Here is a 19,077-nt window from a genome sequence, read left to right on the forward strand (position 1 = left end):
GAACACACTGGCGATCTTCAGCCAGGCAGGGGCCGGCACAGCCTGACGGCAGCGGGCTACAGGAGCGATCCCATCAGCTATCGGTCTTGATGCTGCTCCACACCCGCGTGCGCACCCGCTCGATCTTCTGCGGCAACGGTTGCACTACGTAGAGGTTCTTGCGCGCTTCGGGCGTGGGCGTAAGCCCGGGGTTTTCGGTGATGGCCTGGGTGATCATCGACATCGAGTCCTTGTTCACGTTGGGGTAGCCCACGTAGTTGCTGATGGGTGCGATGACGTTGGGGTCCAGCAGGTAGTTGAGGAACTCGTGGGCTTCGGCGACGTTGTCGGCACTTTTCGGGATGGCGAAGTTGTCGAACCAGATTGGCGCGCCTTCCTTGGGCAGGCGCCAGTCCACCACCACGCCGTTGCCGGCCTCCTTGGCGCGGTTGCCGAACTGGTAGAAGCTGCCCGAATAACCTATGGCCACGCAGATGTCACCATTGGCAATGTCGGTCATGTATTTGGCCGAGTTGAAGTAGGTGACGTAGGGGCGCACCTTGAGCATCAGCGCCTTGGCTTTCTCGTAGTCGGCCGGGTTCTGGCTATTGGGGTCCAGGCCCAGGTAGTGCAGGGCGATGGGCAGTATTTCGGAGGGCGAGTCGAGCATGGCCACGCCGCAGGACTTGAGCTTGGCCATGTTCTCGGGCTTGAACACCAGGTCCCAGCTGTCCACCGGCGCATCGGCGCCCAGCGCGGCCTTGACCTTGGCCGGGTTGAAGCCGATCAGCACCGTGCCGTACATGTAAGGCACGCCGTATTGGTTGCCGGGGTCGTTGTGGTCCAGCAGTTTCAGCAGGTCGGGGTCCAGGTGTTTCCAATTGGGCAGCTTGGACTTGTCCAGTTTCTGGAACACGCCGGCCTTGATCTGGGTTTCAAGAAACTGGTTGGACGGCACCACCAGGTCGTAGCCCGAATGCCCGGTGAGCAGCTTGGCCTCCAGCGACTCGTTGGTTTCGAAGGTGTCCCAGGTAACCTTGATGCCGGAGCTCTTGGCAAAGTCCTGCGGTACCGAGGGCAGGATGTAGTCCGCCCAGTTGTACACCTTCAACTCACGCTGCTCGGCGTGCACCGCACTTGCCAGCAACGTGAGGCCGCACACCAGCGCGCCCATGGAACGGATGACCTTGCTCATTGGATTCCCCTTTTTATTCATGCTGACCAGTCGATTCGACGTTGATGACGTTTTGCAGGAGGGCAGGCATTGAAAGGCGCGACGGCTGGCGCAGGGCCTTGTTCTTGTTGTGCACAAGCCGCTGACATTCTTACCGCAGCACCGCGGCGGATTGCGGAACCTTGGCGGCCAGAAGGGGATCAATACGGCCATTGCAAAGCGCCGCCATTGAAAATGGCACGCTTGAATGGTGGGCGTGAGTTGTCCCCGGAAATCGTGGGTATCTCTGTGGATAACTTCGCGAAAGCCAGTCCAGCCAAGACGTTGGCGGCAATGGCCAAGAAATGATCAATTGCGTGGGCGGGCTGGTCGAAGGCATGCACGGGCAAATTGGTCAACACGCGGGAACACATTTTGCGCGTAATTAATTCGGTATTTACGTTACGAATTTAGTCCCATTTCCTCGCCCGTACACCACCGCGTTCTATGTCACGCCAGGCTGTCTTGCATCAGTGTGTCAACCCACATTCGCAGACGGTCCCAGCAGCGGCTGAACCAGTTGCCAGCGGGTACCGCCTGCAGGGCCACCAGTGGGCGAGTGGCCAGCAACTGGTCGCCGGCATACAGCGCCAGTGTGCCCACTTGGCTACCGGCGGCCAGGGGGGCCTGCAAAGGCTCATTGAGGGTGATCTGGTTGCGGGTATGGCGCTGTTGATTGATCGGCAGGGTCAAGCTCATGTCCTGCGCCAGGCCCACGGCTACGGTGTCTTGCCGCCCCAGCCATACCCTGGGCGTGGCCAGGGCCTTGCCGGCCGTGACGTAGTGCTGGGTGGCGAAAAAACGAAAACCGTAGCCCATCAGCTTGGCGCTGTCCTCGGCCCTGGCGCGTTCGCTGGTGGCGCCGAAGACCACGCTGATCAGGCGGCGCCCGTCGCGCACCGCCGACGCCACCATGCAGTAGCCGGCCGCCTCGGTGTGGCCGGTTTTCAAGCCGTCGTATGCGCGGTCACGCCATAGCAACAGGTTGCGGTTGGGCTGGCGGATGCCGTTCCAGGTCAGGTATTTGTGTGCGTACAGTTCGTAGTAGCTGGACTCGTCGTTGATGATTGCCCTTGCCAGCACGGCCATGTCGTGGGCCGAGGAGTAGTGGTCGGGCATGGGCAGGCCGGTGGGGTTGGCGAAGTGGGTATTGTGCATGCCCAGCTTTTCAGCGGCGGCGTTCATCATGGGCACGAAGCTGTCGGTACTGCCGGCGATGTGCTCGGCCACCGCCACGCTGGCATCGTTGCCGGAGTCGATGATGATGCCGCGCAACAGGTCACGCATGGCCACTGGCGAGCCTGGTTTGAGGAACATCCGCGAGCCACCGGTGCGCCATGCGTTTTCGCTGACGGGCACCAGGTCGTCGGGCTTGAGGCGCCCGGCCTGCATTTCCCGCGTGGCCAGGTAGGCGGTCATCAGTTTGGTCAGGCTGGCGGGTGGCAGGCGCTGGTCACTGGCGTGCTCGGTAATCACCGCGCCGGTCTCGTCGTCCATCAAGACCCAGGCCTTGGCGTTGAGGCTGGGCGGCCTGGGCACCAGCGTGGCCATGTCGGCGGGTTGGGCAAATACGGCGTAGGGGCAGGCCAGCAGAATCAGCACGACAAGCGTGCGCAGGAGCAGGTGGTTCACGGCGGCGAGGCCTCGGCGGGAAAGGGGCCAAGACTGTGGCGGCGCCCGTGCAGGCGCTCAACTTAACCTGTGTTAAGTAAACTTAATTGAGCGCACCGTACGGGCTGGCACAAGGGAGTTCAGCAGGGGCAATGAATACTCACGCGCGCGCCGCCGTGCTCACCGGCACTGTCGATGTGCAAGGTGTAGCCATGCAGGCGCACGATGGCCGCCACCAGCGACAGGCCCAGGCCATGCCCCGGCTGCGCGTCGGTACTGGCGCCGCGGTACAGGCGGCGGCTGACCTGGCTGCGGTCTGCCGGGGCAATGCCGGGCCCGTTGTCGATGACCTCCAGGGTCAGTTGGCCAGCGTCGGCGCGGCCGCGCAGCACCACGGCACCACCGGGGGGTGTGAACTTGATGGCGTTGTCCAACAGGTTCACCAGCGCCTCGAACAGGAGCGCGGCGTCGCCCATCAGCGCAGGCAGCGGGCCGGGCAGGTCGAGGGTCAGGGTTTGCTGGCGCTCAAGGGCCAGGGGTTCGTAGAACTCATGGGCCTGTTGCAGCAGATCGACGGGCGAGCAGGGCTCGAAGGCGCTGCGTCGCCGGGTGTCTTCAAGTTCTGCCACCCGCAACAGGCCCTGGAAGCGCACCATGATCGACTCACTTTCAGCCAGGGCCTGATCCAGGGTAGCGCGCTGGTCCGGGACCAGGGGCATCTGGTCGAGTTGGTGCAGGCGTGCGCGCAGCCGCGTCAGGGGCGTGCGCAGGTCATGGGCGATACCATCGCACACGCCCTTGACCTCCAGCATCAATTGTTCGATGTGGTCTAGCATGGTGTTCACCGCGCTGGCCAGCATGTCCAGCTCGTCATGCCGGGGCGACAGCGGCAGGCGATCGGCAAGGTTGCCCGACACCACGCTTTCGGTGCTGCGTTGCAGGCCCTGCACACGCTTGAGCGGGCGACGGCGCAGCAACCGCCAGCCGATCAAGCCGGGGATCAGCGTCAGCGACAAGCCCCACGCCAGGGCCTGCTGGATAATGCCGCCCACCGCCGATACCGAGCCGCCATCGCGCGCCAGCACCAGCATGCGGCCGTCGTCGCGGTGCACCAGCAGGGCGTAGCTGCTGCGTGGCTCTTCACTGGCCTGGGCCACGCTCAGGCCTTTTTCCAGGTAGTGCACCTGGCCATCGTCGGCAAGGCTGGCACGCAGCTTCAGCAGGTCGCCGGCCAGGTGCCGGCCCTGGGCGTCAAACAGGCCGTAGGCGTCGATGTTGGGGGTGGAATAGGCTTCGCTGGCGGCCAATTCGGTCATCAGGTTGGCATCGTCGACTTTGGCGTAATAGTGCGCGCGCTGCATCAGCGTGCGTTCGGCCACGCTGCCCAGGTAGTGGGAAATCTGCCAGTACAGCACCCCGGTGAACAGCGCGCCCCAGGCCACGAAGAACAGGGCATAGAAGCCGATGAGGCGGCTGCTGGAGGAGCGCCAGGGTTCAAGCGCGGGTCGCGAGGACATAGCCCGTGCCCCTGACAGTCTGGATCACCGGCGACTGGTCGCTGCCCTCGATCTTGCGGCGCAGGCGGCCCAGGTGCACGTCGATGATGTTGGTGCCTGGGTCGAAGTGGTAGCCCCAGACTTCCTGGAACAGCATGGTGCGGGTTACCAACTGGCCGGCGTTGCGCATCAGGTAGTTGAGGATCTTGAACTCGGTGGGCAACAGCGCAATGAGTTCGCTGGCCCGGCTCAGGCGGTGTTCCACCAGGTCCAGGCACAGGTCGCCCACGCGCAGTTGCGGGTGGCTGGCGGTGGCCGGGCGACGCAGCAGCACCTCCAGGCGGGCCACCATTTCCACCGGGGAAAACGGCTTGGTCAGGTAATCGTCACCGCCCGAGCGCAGGCCGCGTACCCGCTCATCCACGTCGGACAGGGCGCTGATCATCAGCACCGGGGTGTGTATGTCCAGGCTGCGCAGGGTGCTGACAATGGTCAGGCCGTCGAAGTCGGGCAGCATGCGGTCCAGGGTGATGGCGTCGTAGCCGCCGGCAATGGCGCGGGCCAGGCCCTCGCGGCCGGAGGCGCACCACTCCACGGTAAAGCCGTGCAGGCTCAGTTCGGTCATGATGACGTTCGCGGTCACCTCGTCGTCTTCAATGACCAGGGCGCTGCTCATGGAATGCTCCTCTCGTTATTTTCGTGGCCATTGTAATGACAGGACACTAGGTAGCCAGCGCGACTTGCTCCATTAAATTTTAATTTAATCGACTTAATTCAGCACCTTGCACGCGCGGCGGTTTAATGGGCAACCCCCCGCTGCATCGAGGTCGGCACTGTCGTGAACCGTCGTACATTTCTCGGCCTGATCAGTGCCGTTTCATTGATGTCTCCCACGGGCCTGCTGGCGGCCCCGCTGCCGGGCGTCAGTCATTGCCAGTTCAGCCATCAGGCGGGGCTGACCAGCCTGATGCTGGATGTGACGGGCACCCTGAGTTACCAGGTATTCACCCTGGGCGCGCCCGACCGCGTAGTGATTGACCTGCACGGGGTGGCCGCGCACCTGCCCCCCGGAGCGCCAAATTTCGCCGGCACGCCGGTGCGGGGTATGCGCAGTGGCCCCACCGCTACCGGTATGCGCCTGGTGCTGGACATGCACCAGCCGGCCCATGCCCAGGCGCGGCTGGTGCACCTGGCGGGCGGCCGTCAACGGTTGGTGGTGGATTTGCCGGTGGGCAAGCTGGCACTGGCTCGCCAAGGGCTGAAACAGCCGCCCAAACAGCGCCCGGCGGTCATTGCCATCGACGCCGGCCATGGTGGCAAGGACCCGGGCGCCGTGGGCCGCAATAAGCATTATGAGAAAACCGTGGTGCTGGGTATCGCCAGCCTGCTGCACCAGCAGTTGGGCCGTGACCCGCGCTTTCACCCGACCATGAGCCGTACCAGCGATTTCTTCGTGCCCTTGCACCAGCGCGTGCTGCTGGCTCACCAGCGCCGGGCCGACATGCTGGTGTCTATACACGCCGACGCGGCGCCTTCGCGCTCGGCCCGCGGGGCGTCGGTGTATGTGCTGTCACCCCACGGCGCGACGTCGGCCATGGCCCGCTACATTGCCGAAAGCGAGAACAGTTCGGATGCCTACGCGGGGGTGTTCGACAAGGCCCTGAGCAACGACGACCCCATGGTGTCCAAGGTGCTGGTGGACATGTCGATGAACGCCACCATCGCGTCAAGCCTGGACCTTGGGCGCACGGTGCTGGGGCACTTCAAGCAGGTCACCAACCTTCATCAGCAACGGGTAGAGCAGGCCGGGTTCGCGGTGTTGAAGTCTCCCGATATCCCATCGATCCTAGTGGAGCATGGTTTCATGAGCAACCCGTACGATTGCGGTCGGCTGATTGACCATCGCCACCAGGTGGAACTGGCCCAGGCACTTCACGCCTCGATTGGCGACTACTTCCACAAGTACCCGGTGCACGTGGCCTGAATCATCGGTGCCGCACAGCCCCCCGTAGGCAGTGCGCAGCGCCGGTGACACGGCCGTGGCCGCTACGGGAAATCAGATGTGAAACCAGGCCAGCACGCCCAGCACAACGCTCAAGCCCGCTGCGCCCATGGACACCTTTTCCAGCCATTCCTTGCGCGTCAGCAGGGTCATGGCCGCCAGCGAGATGGCGATCTGGATGGCCATCATCGCCTGCGCCCAGCGGTGATGCTGGTGCAGGATGGTCTCGGACTTCACCTCCCATTCGGCCGATTCTTTTTCCAGCGCCTCGGCCTTCTGCCGGGCTTCTTCCTTCTGCGCCTTGTAGCGTTCAACGTCGGCCTGGTAATGGGCCACGTCCATGCCGGGGATGTGGCTGGCCAAGTCTGCCAGGTTCTGCCGACTGGATTTGGCCTGGTAGTAGTTCCACTGGTTCGAGGCTTCGGTCTTCTTGATGGCGGCGTTGTTCTTGTTCATCGCCGCCTCGCTTTCGGTGGACCCCGCCTGGTAGCTCAGCAGCGCGCCGATGGTGGCCATCACCGCGGTCATGACCGCGATCTTGCTGGCGAAGCTGTCCCCGGTGTGGTGAGCGTGCTCGACGTGGTGTTCGTGAGGGGAGGGAACTTCGAAGGACTCGGACATGGTGTTTCTGGTGCCTTGGGGGAGTTGGATGCGCGCGCGAATATAGGTCAAAACCCCGGGGCCGCCTAGCGGGCACCGGGGCTGGATGCAATCTTTCATTTAGGCCCTGCGGCCACGGTCACGGCAAGTGCGCGCGGTCCTGCTCGCCCGTGTCCGATTCGAACAGCGTGGCCAGTTCGCCACGGGCTTCCTGGGCGGTCTGCATGACTTTGGCAGCGTCGTCGCGCACCAGGTACTGAGCCGCCAGCACCTGTTGGTCGTGCTGCTTGAAGCGCTGGATGCGCCAGTTGGCCTGGTCCTCGGTCAGGCCCAGGCCCACCAGGGTGCGGCGGCTCATTTCCAGGCTCGAATAGTAGGTTTCGCGGATGGCCACGGCGCCGGCATCCACCAGCCGGTGCACGTGCTGGCGGTTGCGCGCGCGGGCGATGATCTTGATGTGCGGGTACAGGCGGTGCACCAACTCGGCGGTCTTGATATTGGTTTCCGGGTCATCGGTGGCAATGATGAAGTACTCGGCGTCACCCACCTTGGCTGCGCTGAGAATCTCCGGGCGCAGCGGGTCACCGTAGAACACCGGGACGTTGCCGAAGCTGCGGGTCAGTTCGATGGTGTCCACCGACGTGTCCAGGGCCACGAACGAGACGTTCTGCGCACGCAGGATACGCGAGACAATCTGGCCCATGCGGCCCATGCCGGCGATGACCACCCGGGGGGCGTCGGTTTCGATGGTCTTCAAGTGCTCGGGCACCGGCACTGCCGGCTTGGGCCGCGACTTGATCCAGCGGGCACAGGCCAACAGCAGCAATGGCGTGACCGCCATCGACAAGGTAATGGTCAGCAGCAGGGTATCGAACAGGTGCTGGTCGAACAGGCCCTGGTCCTTGCCGATCTTGAACACCACGAAGGCGAACTCTCCGCCGGCCGCCAGTATTACCCCCAGGCGCACCGCGCTGAGGGTGCTCAGGCCACCGGCGAAGCGGCCGATCAACAGCAGCAGCGGCAGCTTGATGGCGATCAGCAACAGCATCAGCCCCAGCACCGTGGCCGGTGATTCCAGCAGCAATTGCAGGTTGGCGCCCATGCCCACGCTGATGAAGAACAGCCCCAGCAGCAGGCCCTTGAACGGTTCGATCTGCGATTCCAGCTCGTGGCGGTATTCCGAGTCGGCCAGCAGCAAACCGGCCAGGAACGCCCCCAGGGCCATGGACACACCGGCCAGGTCCATCAGCCACGCGGTGCCGATCACCACCAGCAACGCTGTGGCGGTGGACACTTCTGGCAAGCCGGTGCGCGCCACAATGCGGAACAGCGGCCGCAACAGGTAGCGGCCGCCCACCACCACAATGGCGATGCTGCCCAGTACCCGCAAGCCGTGGTTCAGGGGGTCACCGGCCGTGGCGTCATGGCTGCCGGCGGCCAGCAGGGGTACCAGGGCAATCAGCGGAATCGCGGCAATGTCCTGGAACAGCAGGATGGCAAACGCCAGGCGCCCGTGGGGGCTGTTCAACTGCTTGCTTTCCGCCAGGCTTTGCAAGCCAAACGCAGTGGACGACAGCGCCAGGCCCAAGCCCAGCACCACCGCCGCTGCCAACGGCTGATCAAAGCCCACCACCGCCACGCCGCCGATCACTGCCCCGGTCAACAGCACCTGGGCCAGGCCCACGCCAAATACCGACTTGCGCATCACCCACAACCGCCGCGGCGACAGTTCCAGGCCGATGATGAACAGCAGCAGCACCACACCCAGTTCCGAGACATGCGACACGCTTTGCGGGTTGCCGATCAGGCCCAGCACCTGCGGGCCGATGATTACCCCGGCAAACAGATAACCCAGTACCGCGCCCAGTTGCAGGCGCTTGGCCAGGGGCACCGTGATGACGGCGGCGAGCAAAAAGACCACGGCGACTTGAAGCGGGCTCCCTTCGTGGGGCATGAGGTACTCCTGGTGTGTGGGGCGAAGGGAGGTAGTTTACGGGTTCTGGATGCACTGGAGATAATCAGTGAGGCAAAGGTGCAGCGCAGTCAGCGGCAGCGACAGCACCGCCAGCACCGCCGGGGCGAAGGCAGGGGCAGTAATGGCAAAAAAACGTCAACGTTGCGGGCGTTTGCGTGAAATGTATCGCCTTTGTTTCCAAACAGTCCGAGCAAACCGGATGATCGTCGGTCACAACTGGCAGGACGGTGTTGTCGTCCGCAACCTGGAGAACTGATGATGCAAAAGTACCTTGCCAAGTTGACGCTGGTGGCCGTGTTGATGTCGAGTCTGGGCGGATGCTGGATCTTCGATCCGCATCACGGCGGCGGTGGAGGTGGCCACGGCGGTGGTGATGGCGGCGGCATGAGCGGCCCGGGCGGTGGTGGCCCTGGTGGCGGTGGCGGCCCAGGTGGCAATGGCGGTGGTGGCGGCGGCGGTTCGCGCTGATCCGGGGCTTTTCGCCAGGCAAAAGAAAGCCCGCAAGGAGGCGGGCTAAATGAATCATCACAAAGGAGTAGGTGTACTTTGCACCTTGGTTTGTGAAGGCGATGTGAAAAGCCGGCCAGGTGAAAATTCTTTCATCGCCTGGCCGGTTTTCCTGGCGCAGGACGGGTGTAGCCGCTGCCGATTTTCCGAGGATGATTACTCGAACTGGCCCTGGAATTTCTTCACCGCCGCCAGCGCGCACCCTTCGTCCTTGTCGCCCCCGGGCGCACCGGATACCCCCAGCCCGCCCAGCACCTGCCGGTCTGCCTTGCGCAGGGTCACGCCGCCGGGGATGAACAGTACCTGGGGGACTGTATTCAGCGCGCCGTTGGCCGGGCCGTCGAGTTTGGCGGCCAGCAGTTCGCTGATGGTGTCCTTGTCGAAGGCCTGGCCGTAGGAGAACGCCGTATAGGCCTTGCGATACGACACTGACAGCGACTGCAACGGTACCGTGTCGCCCTTGATCACCGCCTGGGCATGGCCCGAAGGGTCGACCACCGTTGCGGTCACCGACCAGCCCTTGGCGGCGCAGGTCTGCACGGCCTCGGCGGCCAGTTGCTGGGCCACTTGCCAGGGCAGCTTCTGGCTGCTGATCAGGTGGCTGGGGGCGGCCGTGGCGCCCAGCGCTGCAAGGCTCAGGGCAAGGGCGGCGCTGGTGCGCCGCAGGGTCATCGCAGACATGGCAGTTTCCTTTTTCGAGGGTTATGAAAATCCTTTCATCCCCTGCGCCGGGGTCGGTTCCTATACTGGCCCTGCGCAGGGAACCTTGGTCCACACCAGGGTTCAGACGCATTAGCCAGGCCCGATGCTGTTGTTCGGGTTTTTTTCAGCATCGGCCTGAAACCGGTTTCAGTCAAATCCGGAGATGATTTGTGAGAACGTCCGCAAGCCTGTTGTTAACCGCTGGCCTGCTGCTGAGCAGCGCCTTGCCGGCCCTGGCCGAAACCGAAGACCGCAGCGCCGTTCCGCTCGGTTCCATGGAAGAAGTGGCCGCTTTCGCGGGCCCAGGCCCCTCGGGCATCGTGGTCACGCCGTCCGGGAGGGTGTTTGTCGGCTTCCCCCGGCACGCCATCAACCACCCGGGCATGACCTTGGGCGAACTGGTCAATGGCAAGCTGGTGCCGTACCCGGATGCGGCCACCAGCCTGCCGTCCGAACGCACCGACGCCCAGAAGCTGATTTCCGTGCATGGCATGACCACCGACACCCAAGGCCGCCTGTGGCTGATCGACGACGGCAAGCGCGCCGGCATCGATGGCATCAAGCCGGGCGCCGCGAAAGTGGTGGGCATCGACCCGCAGACCAACAAGGTCTTCGCCTCCTGGGTGCTGAGCGATGCCCTGCGCCAGGACAGCCACATGAACGACCTGCGCGTGGACCTGACCCACGGCGCCAAGGGCACGGCGTACGTGGCGGACTCCTCGTTCGGCGAAGACCCGGCCATCGTTGTGGTCGACCTGGCCACCGGGCATCAGCGCCGCGTGCTCAGCAAAGACCCCTCGGTGCTGCCGCAGAAGGACTTTGTCACCCAACTGGACGGTGTGCCCATGCGTTACCAGGGCAAGGCCAGCGCCTTTCCCCATGGTGGTGTCGACAGCATCACCCTGAGTGCCGACAGCTCACGCCTGTACTACTCGCCGCTCACCAGCCGCCACCTGTGGAGCATTCCCACCGCAGCGCTGGCCGACTTCGGCAAAAACGACAAACAGCTGGCCGCGCAGGTTCGTGACGAAGGCGAAAAAGTCATGACCGACGGCATGGCCACCGATGCCCAGGGCCGCCTGTACCTGACCGATGCCGAGCATCATCAGATCTTGCGCCGCTGGCCCGATGGCCACCTTGACGTGGTACTGCGCGACCCGCGCCTGGTATGGCCTGACGGTATCTTCGTGGCCGGCAGTCAGGTGTACGTCACCCTGGGCCAGTGGGACCGCCTGGGCGCCCACGCCGACACGCGCAAGCCGCCTTACCTGCTGATTCGCACGCCCACCGAGGGCACCCCGGTCTTCGACGCGCAACCGCAATGAAGGCCTTTGACAAGGAGGCACCCCTGCAATGTATGCACTGAAAACACTGACCCTCACCCTGGCGGTGTTGTCCGCCGCAGGCACGGCCCAAGCCGCCACTGCCCAGCCCGCCGGCCAGGACCAGGGCGAGCTGGTCGCGGCCCTGAACAACACCGAGGCCAGCGGCATTGTCGTGACCCCGGGCGGGCGCACCTTCCTGACCTTGCCGCGGGCGGGCAGCAACCATGCCTTCCCTTCGCTGGTGGAGCTGGTGAAAGGCAAGCAAGTGGCCTTTCCCGACCTTGCCACCACCACCGACACGGGCAAGCCGCTGGCCGACTGGCTGGTTTCGCCACTGGGCCTGACGCTGGCCGGCAATACCTTGTGGGTGCTGGACGAAGGCAAACGCCCGGGCGTCCAGGGTATTGCCGACGGTTCGGCCAAGCTGGTGGGCATCGACATCAATACCCGCAAGGTCATCAAGACCATCGTCTTCCACAAGCCGTTCATGCGCGACAGCCTGCAACTCAACGACCTGCGCGTGGACCCCGACCACGGTGCCCAGGGCACGGTGTACATTTCCAACAACGGCTATTCAAGCCCGTCCGACTGCTCGCTGATTGTTGTCGACCTGGCCAGCGGCAAGATGCGCGAGGTGTTCCACAACCTGCCGCAAACCTCGCCAGCGCCCGGCTTCATGACCTACGTCGAAGGCCAGCCCCACGCCTATAGCCTGGACCACCCAACCATGCCCCAGGGCGGGGTGAACGGCATCGAGCTGTCGCCGGACCACAAGAAACTGTATTGGACGATTCCCACTAACCCCAATTACTACAGCATCGACACCGCCCAGCTGAGTGATTTCAACCGGGGTGAGGACGCGCTGGTCAAGGATATCCATTTCGAAGGCCAGACAGCCTCCAATGGCGGCATTGCCGTGGATGACAAGGGCAATCTGTATTTCGGTGATGCCTCGCGCTACTCCATCATCCGTCGCGACAACGCCGGAACGTTCAGCCTGGTGGGCCGTGATTCGCGGCTGATATGGCCTGACGGGCTGTACTGGCAGGGCGGCTATCTATACGTGACCGTGGGCCAGTGGCAGCGGGTGCCGGGGTTGCACGGCGGTAAGGATCTGCGCACCGCGCCGTACAACATCCTGCGCTTCAAGACGACAATGTAAGGATGGGTACCAACAGCGATACCGACTGGCTACCCGCCAGGCACGCTCTATGCTGGACAGTGCGAAAGCGCAGGCGATAAGGTAATCGCCACGCCCGGGCCGGTTTACGCCGGCCCGGGTGGTACACGTTCATGCATGTTGTTCAAGGAGTCGGTAGTGACCCTGCACAGAGAACTGTCCCGCGGGTTTGCGTCCAATGACCCTGCTGATCCGCCTGCAAGCGCAGCGGCGCTGCTGCTGGTGCCGGAATGGACCCAGGCCTTGCGGTTGCAGCAGTCGTTATCGTTGATGGTGGTCACTGTCGATCATGTTCGTGCTTTTTCCGGCCAGTACGGTCGCGAATTGGCCGAAGCTCGCCTGCTGCACATCGGTGAGGTGTTGAAAGCCACGGCCGGGCGGGCGCGCGACTCGGTGGGGCGCTGTTCGGCGGATGCCTTCATGGTGCTGTTGCCGCACACGCCGGCCGACGGTGCCCGTGCGGTGGCCGAGCGTTGCCAGCGGGCGATCAGGGCGGCTCAGGTCGAACCGCTGCTGACCGCAAGCTTTGGCGCAGGCACCTTGATACCCCGCAGCGAGGCGGGGCATTCTGTGTTCTTCAATACGGTTGCGCAGTTGTCCGAGGACGCCACGCGCGCCGGTGGTGATCGCATCCTGACCCGGCACTTCGCCCATTCCCGCACAGGCGCCATGCGCGGTTGAACGTTTGACCCGACCCCGCTCTTGTAGCCGCTGCCGCCAGGCTGCGGCTACGCGGTGGGCTCAGTTAGGCGGGGCGGAGGAGCTGTCCGAACCACCGTCTGCCGCGCCGCCGCCATCGTCATCATCATCGTCGTCATCGCCACCACCGCTCTGGCTGCCGCCCTGGTCACTCTTGTCATAGGTGCCCGTGCTGCGGCCCTGGTCGTCACCCTGGGTGCGTGGGTCGGCGCCGGGGCTATTGGGCGGCGTGGCGCTTTCACCGCTGTTGATCTGGATGGGGCTGTCGGACGCCGCCAGGGCAATGCCCGAGGCCGCAGACAACAGGCTGGCGACCGCCAGCGTGAGCAAGGTTTTCCTGAACATGGTGGCGCTCCCTCGTTTGAGTTGTGTCACCAGCTTAGGCTGACCTGGCCGGGCCGTCGATCCAATCAGGCGACCGACGGCCATGTTTCATCTCAGCGACGGTCTACCCACACGGTCTGAGCGTTGCAGAACTCGCGCAGGCCGAAGTGCGACAGCTCGCGACCGAAGCCGCTCTTTTTCACGCCGCCGATGGCCACGCGGGGGTCGGATGCGCAGTAGCCGTTGATGAACACGCCGCCGGTGTCCAGTTGCGCCGCCAGGCGACGCGCCAGGGCCACGTCGGCAGTCCAGACGCTGCCGGCCAGGCCGAACTCGCTGTCGTTGGCCAGCTGCAGGGCATGCTCGGCATCGCGGCAGGCAATGATCGAGGCCACCGGGCCGAACAGTTCCTGTTTGAACGAGGTCATGTCCGGGGTCACATCGCCCAGGATCGTCGGCGCGTAGTAGTTGCCGACGCCCTCGACCTTGTGGCCGCCCAGCAGCAGGGTAGCGCCTTCGGCGAGGGTCTGTTGCACCTGGCCGTCCAGTTCGTCACGCAGGTCGAAACGGGCCATGGGGCCGATGTAGTTGCCTTCCACCAGCGGGTCGCCCAGATTCATGGCCTTCACGGCGGCTACCAGTTTCTCGGTAAACACCGGCAGCACGCTGTCTTCGATGATGAAGCGCTTGGCGGCGATACACACCTGGCCCACGTTCTGGAAGCGGCCGATGGCGGCGGCTTTCACGGCTTCGTCGAGGTCTGCGTCGGCCAGCACGATGAATGGGTCGCAGCCGCCCAATTCCAGTACGCACTTCTTCAGCGCGGCACCGGCCTGGGAGGCGATGGCGGCACCGGCGCGAACGCTACCCGTGACGGTCACGGCGGCGATGCGCACGTCGTTGATGGCTTTGGACACACCGTCATTGCCGACGTTGAGCACTTCGAACACCCCGTCAGGCACGCCGGCTTCACGCAGGGCGTCGCCCAGCAGCAGGGCGCAGCCCATCACGTTGGGTGCGTGCTTGAGCACGTAGGTATTGCCGGCCAGCAGGATCGGCACGGCGCCACGCAGCACTTGCCAGATCGGGAAGTTCCACGGCATCACCGCCAGGATTGGGCCGATGGGGCGGTATTCGATAAAGGCCTTGTCGCCCGGTACCTGGGTTGGCTCGGGCGCCAGCAGCTCAGGGCCTTGGGCGGCGTACCATTCACACAGGCCGGCACATTTTTCAACTTCGGCGCGGGCTTGCAGGATGGGCTTGCCCATTTCCAGGGTCATGCGGCGCGCCAGTTCCTCGCTTTTGCCGCGCAGGGCCGCGGCCATCTTGACCAACACTGCGGCGCGGTCCGCGACCGACACCTGGCGCCATTGACGGTAGGCGTCGGCACTGCGGGTCAGGGCCTGGTCCAGCTCGGTGGCGGTCTGGAAAGGGTAGCGCGCCAGTTCTTCACCGGTGGCCGGGTTCAGGGAAATCGCGTAGTCGATAGCAGCAGGGGCGTTCATCGGGAACCTCCAAGGCAGTAGATGAGCGTTACCTTATGCCCTTGTATGCTTCTTTAATAATGAATAATAATCACCGAAACACTCACGAAACGAGAAAGTATATGGACCTCACCCAGCTCGAGCTATTTAAGGCCGTGGCCGAGGAGGGCAGCATCACTGCCGCCGCCGCCAAGGTACACCGCGTGCCGTCGAACCTGACCACGCGCATTAAACAGCTGGAAAGCGAGCTGGGCGTGGACCTGTTCATTCGCGAGAAACTGCGCTTGCGCCTGTCGGCCAACGGCCACAGCTTCCTGGACTACACCCGGCGCATCCTCGACCTGGTAGACGAAGCAAGGCTGGCGGTTTCCAGTGGCGAACCCCAGGGCGTGTTCACCCTGGGCTCCTTGGAAAGCACCGCGGCGGTGCGCATCCCGCCGTTGCTGGCCGCCTATCACCAGCGCTACCCCAAGGTGGAATTGGACCTGTCCACCGGCCCCTCAGGCGACATGATCGACGGCGTGCTGGCCGGGCGTTTCGCCGCCGCGTTCGTCGACGGGCCGTTGCACCCGCTACTCGATGGCATACCGGTGTTCGAGGAAGAGATGCTGCTGGTCACCGCCAAGGGCCACGCGCCCGTCACCCGGGCCCAGGATGTCAGCGGCGAGACGGTGTACGCGTTCCGTGCCAATTGCTCGTACCGGCGGCATTTCGAGAACTGGTTCATTGCCGATGGCGCCGCGCCCGGGCGTATTTTCGAGATGGAGTCCTACCACGGCATGCTGGCCTGCGTCAGCGCGGGCGCGGGGTTGGCGATGGTGCCGCGCAGCATGCTCGAAAGCATGCCGGGCAGCAGCAATGTCAGCGCCTGGCCACTGGGGCCGGACCACGATATCCGCCAGACCTGGCTGACCTGGCGGCGCGGCACCCGTTCACCCAACCTGCTGGGCATGCAGGAAATGCTGGAAAGTCAGGTTTCGGCGGCGATACGCCCGGCGTAGTCGCGGGCGAACTGGGCGGCGATGCGCCCCGAACGTGAGCCGCGCTGGGTGGCCCAGCGCAGGGCCTGCGCGTGAGCCTGCTCGAAGGCGTCCTCAGGTACGCCGCAGGCGCTAAGCCATTCATTCACGGCTACAAGGAACTCGTCCTGGGAGAAGGGGTAGAAGGAGATCCACAGGCCGAAGCGTTCCGACAGCGAAATCTTTTCCTCGGACTCTTCGCCCGGGTGCAGGGCGCCGTCTTCACCGCGCTTCCAGTTAAGGTTGTCGCTAACCCGCTCGGCCATCAGGTGGCGGCGGTTGGAGGTGGCGTAGATCAGCGTGTTCGCCGCCTGGCCGGCAACCGAACCGTCCAGCACGGTCTTCAGGCTCTTGTAGCCACTATCACCTTCCTCAAACGACAGGTCATCGCAAAACAGGATGAAGCGCTCGGGGCGGCCGGTGGTGAAGTCGAGGATCTGTGGCAGGTCGCCGATGTGCGCCTTGTCTACCTCGATCAGGCGCAGCCCTTGGGGGTGAAAGCGCTCCAGGCAGGCTTTGACCAGCGACGACTTGCCGGTGCCGCGCGCGCCGGTCAGCAGCACGTTGTTGGCCGGCCTGCCTGTCACGAACTGGCGGGTGTTCTGTTCGATCAGGCGCTTTTGCCGATCGATGTTCTGCAGCGCCTCGAAGCTGATCAGCGCAGGGTTTTTCACGGCGCTCAGTACCGCCTGCTCAATGCCGCGCACGCGCCGATATTGCCACTGGTAGGCGATGGCCTGGGTGTCGAATGCCTGCGCCTGGTCCGGCGCAAAGGCGCGCTCCAGGCTGTTGGCGATGCGTTCGAGCTGGGCGAGCAGGGCAGAGCTGTCAATCGATGTGGACATGGTCATATCACAAGGCAGGGGGAAGGCTGGGCACAAGCTTAGGGATAGGGCAAAGTGTGCGTCTAACGATAAATGGGCGCCTGCATGCGCAAAATGGACATTCCTGTCGATCACGGCGAACCGGTCGATACCCGCAGCGTGGCGGCGGTGGCCCTGGACTTCGAGGACGGTCACTGGGTGGCCAGCCATAGCCACCACAAGGCGCAACTGCTCTACGCCACCCAGGGGGTGCTGGTGGTCGGCAGCGCCGAGGGCCACTGGCTGGTGCCGGGCAACCGCGGCCTGTGGATACCACCCGGCGTTGCCCACTGGACGCGCATGGTAGGCGCGGTGCGTATCCGCACCCTGTACATCGACCCGGCGCTGGTGGCAGTGCCGCTGCCTGCCAGCTGTTGCGTGCTGGGCGTGTCGCCGTTACTGCGCGAGCTGATCCTGGCGGCCGTCGACATCAGCGGCCTGCCCGCGCCCGACAGCCGCGACGGGCGCGTCATGGCGCTGATGCTCGACGAACTCAGCCAGCAACAGGTCTTGGCGCTGCACTTGCCGCAGTTGCATCACCGCGCGTTGCAACCGCTGAGCCAACAGATCCTGCTGGGGCAGGGCCTGGAACTGGAACTCAACGACTGGGCCGCCCAGTTGAACGTCAACCCCAAGACCCTGCAACGCTGGTTCTTGCGCGACACCGGCATGACCTTTGGCAAGTGGCGCCAGCAGGCGCGTCTGCTCACCGCCTTGCAGCGCCTGGCCCTGGGCCGCAGCGTTCTGGAAGTGGCACTGGACGTGGGCTACAACACGCCCAGCGCCTTCAGCGCCATGTTTCGCCGACAGTTTGGTGTGTCGCCCAGTGAGTGGTAGCGGCCCCGTGACGCCTTTCTTCGCCGCCAAAAGCGCATTGCGTAGCAGCAACTGTCTTCATGTGGGAGCGGGCTCTGCCCGCGAAAAGGACGCCGTGGTGGTTCAGATACTTCGCGGTGGGTGGTGTCAGGATAAATAGCGGTGCCTGTAGCAGCAACTGTCTTGCCCAGTGACTCACGTTCGCAGTGCTCGTTAGCGAGGCCTTATGCGCTTTTTTCCTGAAACTTCAGAAATGTCCTACATCCCGGGCCCGTGACGGTGCTTAAGGTTCCCTCTTGTCCCCGAATATTCGTTTCGGTCGGAGGTGGTTGAGGGGCGGGCTCGGTAGGGCCTGCTGGTCGCCACGTGGGTTTTCATTTAAGCAAGGAACCGTCCATGAACAGCATCATCCGCATCGGTGATAGGGCTGAGCGCAGCGGCCGAGTGGTGGCAGGTTCAGTGTGCTCCCCTGACGCGAGTGTTAGCTGACCATGGCCAACAGATTCGACCCGTTCTCGCCGCCACCGTTGCCTCCGCCCCTCAGGCCTGGCCGCCTTCGATTGTGGCGGTGGCTGGGGTTTTCGGCGTTGTCCCTGCCGCTGGCCATCGCGATGACCCTGATTTTCGGCGGCGAGGTGTGGCAGCACGAGACCATGCGGTTCTGGAGCGTTGCCGTGGGTGTGCCGCTGTTAGGGGTGAGCATGCTGTTTTTTATCCGCACGATGGTGCTCCTCGGGCAGCCAGGCGTAGCCGAGGGCTGGAGTGAAGCCCTTGATGCAGACCGGGTGAAACGCCTGCGTCATGGGCGATGTTCTCAGCAGATATTGGCCGTCAGCCTGCACAGTGCGTTGCCCCCCTGCGGCATGAATGAGCGTCGCGTCCGCTCCGGCCTCATCGCACCGGAGAACGTATTGCTGGGTGCATTCGCGCACGCTGTCGCCGAACTGGCGCCCACCTTGAAGCAATTGCCCGAGACCACGCCGCTGGCGGTGGTGCTTGACGTTGACAGCGGTTTGCCCACCGACGTTGTACAGGGCATGTGGCAACAGGCCTGGGGCGCTTCAGGCCTTCGCCAGACCGCACGACCGTTCGGGTTCAGTGGGCTCGCCGCTGTGGAACACTGGCTTGGCAAGAGCCTGGCCGACCCGGGGCTGCTGATGGTGATGGCGGTGCAGACTGCCTCTCGGCACCGGCCAGGCGCGGCCGAGGTGGCGGTGGGGTTGTTGCTGGGCCGCCGAATGTTGCCCACAACCCCGGCGCCAGTGGCTTCCCTATACCGCCC

17 protein-coding genes and 1 pseudogene are annotated in these 19,077 nt (G+C 64.2%); 8 read left to right on the forward strand and 10 right to left on the reverse strand.

The annotated features are described in order from the left end of the window. Window positions 1–73: 73 nt before the first annotated feature. The 4 genes from PMM47T1_RS27085 to PMM47T1_RS27100 form a co-directional block, all read right to left on the reverse strand. Window positions 74–1,174 (reverse strand): polyamine ABC transporter substrate-binding protein, encoded by a 1,101-nt coding sequence (locus tag PMM47T1_RS27085; protein WP_008375223.1) that lies wholly within the window; start codon window positions 1,172–1,174, stop codon window positions 74–76. 468 nt (window positions 1,175–1,642) lie between these two features. Next, window positions 1,643–2,824, reverse strand: coding sequence for a D-alanyl-D-alanine carboxypeptidase family protein (locus PMM47T1_RS27090; protein ID WP_008375226.1), 1,182 nt, complete (start codon window positions 2,822–2,824; stop codon window positions 1,643–1,645). 119 nt (window positions 2,825–2,943) lie between these two features. Continuing rightward, entirely contained in the window at window positions 2,944–4,320 is a 1,377-nt protein-coding gene (locus PMM47T1_RS27095; RefSeq protein WP_008375227.1) for a HAMP domain-containing sensor histidine kinase, read from the reverse strand. Further along, window positions 4,298–4,975, reverse strand: coding sequence for a response regulator transcription factor (locus tag PMM47T1_RS27100; RefSeq protein WP_008375229.1), 678 nt, complete (start codon window positions 4,973–4,975; stop codon window positions 4,298–4,300). Before PMM47T1_RS27100 ends, PMM47T1_RS27095 begins: the two co-directional genes overlap by 23 nt. Before the next feature lie 162 nt (window positions 4,976–5,137). Here PMM47T1_RS27100 and PMM47T1_RS27105 point away from each other — a divergent pair, with 162 nt between their 5' ends. After that, the gene (locus PMM47T1_RS27105; RefSeq protein WP_008375231.1) at window positions 5,138–6,283 is read left to right on the forward strand and encodes an N-acetylmuramoyl-L-alanine amidase; all 1,146 of its coding nucleotides are present in this window, start codon (window positions 5,138–5,140) and stop codon (window positions 6,281–6,283) included. 72 nt (window positions 6,284–6,355) lie between these two features. Here the strand turns inward: PMM47T1_RS27105 and PMM47T1_RS27110 are convergent, their stop codons facing one another. Both PMM47T1_RS27110 and PMM47T1_RS27115 read right to left on the reverse strand, forming a co-directional pair. Next, a complete protein-coding gene (locus PMM47T1_RS27110; protein ID WP_008375234.1) occupies window positions 6,356–6,922 on the reverse strand; it encodes a DUF4337 domain-containing protein in 567 nt (188 codons plus the stop codon). A 118-nt stretch (window positions 6,923–7,040) separates the two neighbouring features. Next, the gene (locus tag PMM47T1_RS27115) at window positions 7,041–8,855 is read right to left on the reverse strand and encodes a monovalent cation:proton antiporter-2 (CPA2) family protein (protein WP_008375235.1); all 1,815 of its coding nucleotides are present in this window, start codon (window positions 8,853–8,855) and stop codon (window positions 7,041–7,043) included. 279 nt (window positions 8,856–9,134) lie between these two features. Here PMM47T1_RS27115 and PMM47T1_RS29605 point away from each other — a divergent pair, with 279 nt between their 5' ends. Then, a complete protein-coding gene (locus PMM47T1_RS29605; RefSeq protein WP_238536663.1) occupies window positions 9,135–9,344 on the forward strand; it encodes a hypothetical protein in 210 nt (69 codons plus the stop codon). A 195-nt stretch (window positions 9,345–9,539) separates the two neighbouring features. Here PMM47T1_RS29605 and PMM47T1_RS27125 read toward each other — a convergent pair whose 3' ends face one another. Further along, window positions 9,540–10,064: a GlcG/HbpS family heme-binding protein gene (locus PMM47T1_RS27125; protein ID WP_202947842.1), complete on the reverse strand. Its 525-nt coding sequence runs from the start codon at window positions 10,062–10,064 to the stop codon at window positions 9,540–9,542. A gap of 191 nt (window positions 10,065–10,255) precedes the next feature. Between PMM47T1_RS27125 and PMM47T1_RS27130 the strand changes: the two genes are divergently transcribed. The 3 genes from PMM47T1_RS27130 (at window position 10,256) to PMM47T1_RS27140 (ending at window position 13,271) form a co-directional block, all read left to right on the forward strand. Further along, window positions 10,256–11,410 (forward strand): SMP-30/gluconolactonase/LRE family protein, encoded by a 1,155-nt coding sequence (locus tag PMM47T1_RS27130; protein ID WP_238536664.1) that lies wholly within the window; start codon window positions 10,256–10,258, stop codon window positions 11,408–11,410. A 28-nt stretch (window positions 11,411–11,438) separates the two neighbouring features. Next, window positions 11,439–12,572 carry an L-dopachrome tautomerase-related protein gene (locus PMM47T1_RS27135; protein ID WP_008375244.1) on the forward strand — a complete coding sequence of 378 codons (1,134 nt, stop codon included), beginning with the start codon at window positions 11,439–11,441 and terminating at the stop codon, window positions 12,570–12,572. Window positions 12,573–12,728: 156 nt separating this feature from the next. Further along, on the forward strand, window positions 12,729–13,271 hold the full coding sequence (locus tag PMM47T1_RS27140) for a diguanylate cyclase domain-containing protein (protein ID WP_043301594.1): 543 nt from the start codon (window positions 12,729–12,731) through the stop codon (window positions 13,269–13,271). 60 nt (window positions 13,272–13,331) lie between these two features. Here PMM47T1_RS27140 and PMM47T1_RS27145 read toward each other — a convergent pair whose 3' ends face one another. After that, a complete protein-coding gene (locus PMM47T1_RS27145) occupies window positions 13,332–13,634 on the reverse strand; it encodes a hypothetical protein (protein ID WP_008375249.1) in 303 nt (100 codons plus the stop codon). Between the two features lie 92 nt (window positions 13,635–13,726). Next, window positions 13,727–15,118: an aldehyde dehydrogenase family protein gene (locus tag PMM47T1_RS27150; RefSeq protein ID WP_008375252.1), complete on the reverse strand. Its 1,392-nt coding sequence runs from the start codon at window positions 15,116–15,118 to the stop codon at window positions 13,727–13,729. 101 nt (window positions 15,119–15,219) lie between these two features. Between PMM47T1_RS27150 and ptrR the strand changes: the two genes are divergently transcribed. After that, complete coding sequence (ptrR, locus tag PMM47T1_RS27155; RefSeq protein ID WP_008375253.1) at window positions 15,220–16,098, forward strand: putrescine utilization regulator PtrR; 879 nt, start codon at window positions 15,220–15,222, stop codon at window positions 16,096–16,098. Here the strand turns inward: ptrR and PMM47T1_RS27160 are convergent. Next, on the reverse strand, window positions 16,068–16,967 hold the full coding sequence (locus PMM47T1_RS27160) for an ATP-binding protein (protein ID WP_008375255.1): 900 nt from the start codon (window positions 16,965–16,967) through the stop codon (window positions 16,068–16,070). The two genes, ptrR and PMM47T1_RS27160, sit on opposite strands and share 31 nt — an antisense overlap. A 78-nt stretch (window positions 16,968–17,045) precedes the next feature. Here PMM47T1_RS27160 and PMM47T1_RS27165 point away from each other — a divergent pair, with 78 nt between their 5' ends. Further along, window positions 17,046–17,816, forward strand: a complete 771-nt coding sequence (locus PMM47T1_RS27165; RefSeq protein WP_043301597.1) for an AraC family transcriptional regulator — start codon at window positions 17,046–17,048, stop codon at window positions 17,814–17,816. 566 nt (window positions 17,817–18,382) lie between these two features. Continuing rightward, window positions 18,383–19,077: pseudogene (locus PMM47T1_RS27170) on the forward strand (hypothetical protein); the annotation flags it as partial.

The sequence above is a fragment of the Pseudomonas sp. M47T1 genome, from assembly GCF_000263855.1.
Lineage (GTDB): Bacteria > Pseudomonadota > Gammaproteobacteria > Pseudomonadales > Pseudomonadaceae > Aquipseudomonas.

Bases quoted from the DNA above. Each gene is read 5' to 3' on its own strand.
- PMM47T1_RS27085 (WP_008375223.1), bottom strand. From the start codon at position 1,174: ATGAGCAAGGTCATCCGTTCCATGGGCGCGCTGGTGTGCGGCCTCACG.
- PMM47T1_RS27095 (WP_008375227.1), bottom strand. From the start codon at position 4,320: ATGTCCTCGCGACCCGCGCTTGAACCCTGGCGCTCCTCCAGCAGCCGC.
- PMM47T1_RS27100 (WP_008375229.1), bottom strand. From the start codon at position 4,975: ATGAGCAGCGCCCTGGTCATTGAAGACGACGAGGTGACCGCGAACGTC.
- PMM47T1_RS27110 (WP_008375234.1), bottom strand. From the start codon at position 6,922: ATGTCCGAGTCCTTCGAAGTTCCCTCCCCTCACGAACACCACGTCGAG.
- PMM47T1_RS27115 (WP_008375235.1), bottom strand. From the start codon at position 8,855: ATGCCCCACGAAGGGAGCCCGCTTCAAGTCGCCGTGGTCTTTTTGCTC.
- PMM47T1_RS29605 (WP_238536663.1), top strand. From the start codon at position 9,135: ATGCAAAAGTACCTTGCCAAGTTGACGCTGGTGGCCGTGTTGATGTCG.
- PMM47T1_RS27125 (WP_202947842.1), bottom strand. From the start codon at position 10,064: ATGTCTGCGATGACCCTGCGGCGCACCAGCGCCGCCCTTGCCCTGAGC.
- PMM47T1_RS27135 (WP_008375244.1), top strand. From the start codon at position 11,439: ATGTATGCACTGAAAACACTGACCCTCACCCTGGCGGTGTTGTCCGCC.
- PMM47T1_RS27145 (WP_008375249.1), bottom strand. From the start codon at position 13,634: ATGTTCAGGAAAACCTTGCTCACGCTGGCGGTCGCCAGCCTGTTGTCT.
- PMM47T1_RS27150 (WP_008375252.1), bottom strand. From the start codon at position 15,118: ATGAACGCCCCTGCTGCTATCGACTACGCGATTTCCCTGAACCCGGCC.
- ptrR (WP_008375253.1), top strand. From the start codon at position 15,220: ATGGACCTCACCCAGCTCGAGCTATTTAAGGCCGTGGCCGAGGAGGGC.
- PMM47T1_RS27160 (WP_008375255.1), bottom strand. From the start codon at position 16,967: ATGACCATGTCCACATCGATTGACAGCTCTGCCCTGCTCGCCCAGCTC.
- PMM47T1_RS27165 (WP_043301597.1), top strand. From the start codon at position 17,046: ATGCGCAAAATGGACATTCCTGTCGATCACGGCGAACCGGTCGATACC.